General features: G+C 70.8%; 4 protein-coding genes. 3 read left to right on the forward strand and 1 reads right to left on the reverse strand.

From position 1 onward, the window contains the following. The coding region (locus EHS43_RS47240; RefSeq protein WP_221740811.1) for a hypothetical protein at positions 1-183 on the forward strand (183 nt) is incomplete at its 5' end. A gap of 22 nt (positions 184-205) precedes the next feature. Here the strand turns inward: EHS43_RS47240 and EHS43_RS41285 are convergent. Next, positions 206-1,840 (reverse strand): helicase HerA-like domain-containing protein, encoded by a 1,635-nt coding sequence (locus tag EHS43_RS41285; protein ID WP_125195642.1) that lies wholly within the window; start codon positions 1,838-1,840, stop codon positions 206-208. Between the two features lie 104 nt (positions 1,841-1,944). On the opposite strand from EHS43_RS41285, the gene EHS43_RS41290 reads away from it, so the two are divergent. Next, entirely contained in the window at positions 1,945-2,241 is a 297-nt protein-coding gene (locus EHS43_RS41290; protein WP_003999914.1) for a type II toxin-antitoxin system VapB family antitoxin, read from the forward strand. Positions 2,242-2,340: 99 nt separating this feature from the next. Further along, on the forward strand, positions 2,341-2,982 hold the full coding sequence (locus EHS43_RS41295) for a LytR C-terminal domain-containing protein (RefSeq protein ID WP_260470951.1): 642 nt from the start codon (positions 2,341-2,343) through the stop codon (positions 2,980-2,982). Positions 2,983-3,106 lie beyond the last annotated feature (124 nt).

Genomic DNA, 3,106 nt, shown 5'->3' on the forward strand with positions numbered 1-3,106 from the left:
CCTGCTCTGCTGACAGAGCCCGCTTCCCCAGGCCTGTTCAGCACTCACGCGAGGAACACCGTCATGCCCGTCGACCCGTACGCGGTCCTGCGCGCCCTGCTGCGCGCGGAGGCCGCGCGCAGTGCGCCGAAACCGCAGAGCACGAAGAAGCAGCCGCCGGTGAGAGAGGAGAAGCGCGGCTGATCCGCCGGAGGGGGCCGCGGGGTTACCGCCGCCTCCTCCGGGCCGTACCGAAGAGCGAGCGGCTGATCTCCCGCCCGAGCTGGGTGCCCAGCGACCGGGCGAGCGACTTGAACACGCCGCTGCCGGCGATCTCCTCGACGAGGGAGGGGTCGTCCGCGCGAGCCGGAGGCGAGGTCGGGGACGGAGTCGAGGGCGGGGCGTTCATCTCGTCGGGGCCCTTGGCGCCCCGGGCGTCGAGTTTCTCGTACGCCGACTCCCTGTCCACAGCCTGTGCGTAACGCCCGTACAGCGAGGAGGACCTGACCGCCGCGTCCAGCACCCCGGCGTCGACCGGGCCCATCAGGGACTCGGGGGCGCGCAGGCGGGTCGCGGCGACGGGCGTGGGCGCCCCCTTCTCGCTCAGCACCGTCACCACGGCCTCCCCCGTCCCCAGGCCGGTGAGCAGCTCCTCCAGGTCGTACGCCGAGTCGGGGAAGGTCTTCACGGTCGCCCTCAACGCCTTCTGGTCGTCCGGCGTGAAGGCGCGCAGCGCGTGCTGGACCCGGTTCCCGAGCTGGGCGAGGACGTCGGCGGGCACGTCCTTCGCGGTCTGCGTGACGAAGAAGACGCCGATCCCCTTCGAGCGAATCAGCCGCACGGTCCGGGTGAGGGAGTCGAGGAACGCCTTCGAGGCCCCGTCGAAGAGCAGATGCGCCTCGTCGAAGAAGAAGACGAGCCTTGGCCGGTCGACGTCCCCGACCTCCGGCAGGTCGTGGAAGAGATCGGCGAGCAGCCACATCAGGAAGGTCGAGAAGAGCCGCGGCCGGTCCTGCACGGCGGCCAGCTCCAGGACGGACACCAGACCGCGCCCGTCCTCCGCGGTCCGCAGCAGCTCGGCGGTGTCGAACTCCGGCTCCCCGAAGAAGTCCGCCATGCCCTCCGCCTCGAAGGCCGTAAGCGAGCGCAGGATCACCCCCGCCGTGGCGGTGCTGAGCCCTCCGATGCCCTTCAGCTCGCCCTTGCCCTCCTCGGAGGTCAGGAAGGCGACGACGGCCCGCAGGTCCTTGAGGTCGACCAGTTCCAGCCCCTTCTGGTCGGCGTAGTGGAAGATCAGGCCGAGGGACTGCTCCTGGGTCCGGTTGAGCTGGAGCACTTTGGACAGCAGGAGCGGCCCGAAGCTGGTGACGGTGGCCCGGACCGGAATGCCGTGCCCGATGCCGCCGAGGGCGTAGAACTCCGCGGGAAAGCCGGCGGGCTGCCACCGCTGGTGCACTTCCGCGGCCCTGGCCTGCACCTTCTCGTTCCGCGCGCCCGGTGCGGAGATCCCCGACACGTCGCCCTTGATGTCGGCGAGGAAGACGGGAACCCCCTGCGCCGACAGCTGCTCGGCGATGAGCTGGAGCGTCTTGGTCTTGCCGGTGCCGGTGGCTCCGGCCACGAGCCCGTGCCGGTTGAGCATCGGCAGCGGGATCCTGACCTGCGCGTCCGGGAGGCAGACCCCGTCCCACAGCAGCGCGCCCAGATCGAGCGCGGGACCGGTGAAGGCGTAGCCGGAGGCGATCTCCAGGGCCTGCTGGGGCAGCGCGGCGGGGCCGGACTGTGCCTGCGGCATGGAACGGTCGGCGGTCGCCGCGGCGGCCCGGGGTCCGCCCTCCGGTGAGGGCTTCCGCTCGCTCATACCGAACCCCTGTTCCCGTTTGGTCAGTTTTCGCGGCTTTTTTCAAGCGTCGCACTCGGTCGTCATGGCTGCGCCCGGAAGGTCTTGACCGGTAGGCTTTCCGTGTGATCTTCAAGCGCATCGGAAACGGCCGGCCGTACCCCGACCACGGCCGGGAAAGCACCCGGCAGTGGGCGGACGTCGCACCGCGCCCGGTCCGCCTCGATCAGCTGGTGACGACCAAGGGCCAACTCGACCTGGAGACCCTGCTCGCCGAGGACTCGACGTTCTACGGCGACCTCTTCGCGCACGTCGTGAAGTGGCAGGGCGACCTGTACCTGGAGGACGGCCTCCACCGCGCGGTGCGGGCGGCGCTCCAGCAGCGACAGGTGCTGCACGCGCGTGTGCTCGAGCTGGACTGAGTGACCGCGCTGTAAAGGTTTGGCCCTTTCGGGTTCTCCTGCGTGGTGGTCAATGATCATCTAGTAGGCATCGCCGCCCGAGCGCACTACGCTGCGCCCATGAGCATGCTGACGCCCCCCGGCATGGGCGGTAAGTACCGGATCACGGGCGACAAGTACCCCCGGATGCGTCGGTCCCGGCGGCGCGGCAGGCTCGTGCTGGGCGTGGTGGCCTCCGCCGCCGCGCTGAGTCTGGTCGGCTGGGGCACGCTCCAGCTCATCGACGTGTTCACGGGCGGCGGGGACCAGGCCTCCGCGGCCGGCACGAAGAACTGCCCCACGAAGGCCGGCGCGTCCCCCTCCGCCTCCGCGGCCCCGCTGCCCAAGCCGGGCCAGATCACCGTCAACGTCCTGAACGCCACTCCGCGCGGCGGGCTCGCCAAGAAGACGGCGGACGAGCTGAAGAAGCGGGGCTTCAAGATCGGCGACGTGGGCAACGCGACGGCGACGTACGACAAGAAGGTCAAGGGCACGGGGCTGCTGCTCGGGCCCGCGTCCGCCCTCAAGACCTCCCTGCCGGTCCTGCGCACGCAGCTCGCCTCCGCGGAGACCCGCACGGACGTCCGCAAGGGTGCCGAGGTCGACCTGATCATCGGGAACGGCTTCAAGACCCTGAGCAGCAAGGCCGCCGCCGACAAGGCCCTGGCCGCCCTGAACACACCTGCGCCCGCGCCGACGGCATCGAAGAACAGCTGCGGGTAGCTGCGCTGGGCTTGAGGGGGGCGCCTGTGTGGGTGCCGGGTGCGGTTGTTCGGCGGGTGCGGGTGAGTGGGGGCGGGCGTTTTGCGCAGTTCCCCGCGCCCCTGGATGCCTGGCTGAGGTGGTG

The sequence above is a fragment of the Streptomyces sp. RP5T genome (genome assembly GCF_003933965.1).
GTDB lineage: Bacteria > Actinomycetota > Actinomycetes > Streptomycetales > Streptomycetaceae > Streptomyces.

Bases quoted from the DNA above. Each gene is read 5' to 3' on its own strand.
- EHS43_RS41285 (WP_125195642.1), bottom strand. From the start codon at position 1,840: ATGAGCGAGCGGAAGCCCTCACCGGAGGGCGGACCCCGGGCCGCCGCG.
- EHS43_RS41295 (WP_260470951.1), top strand. From the start codon at position 2,341: ATGAGCATGCTGACGCCCCCCGGCATGGGCGGTAAGTACCGGATCACG.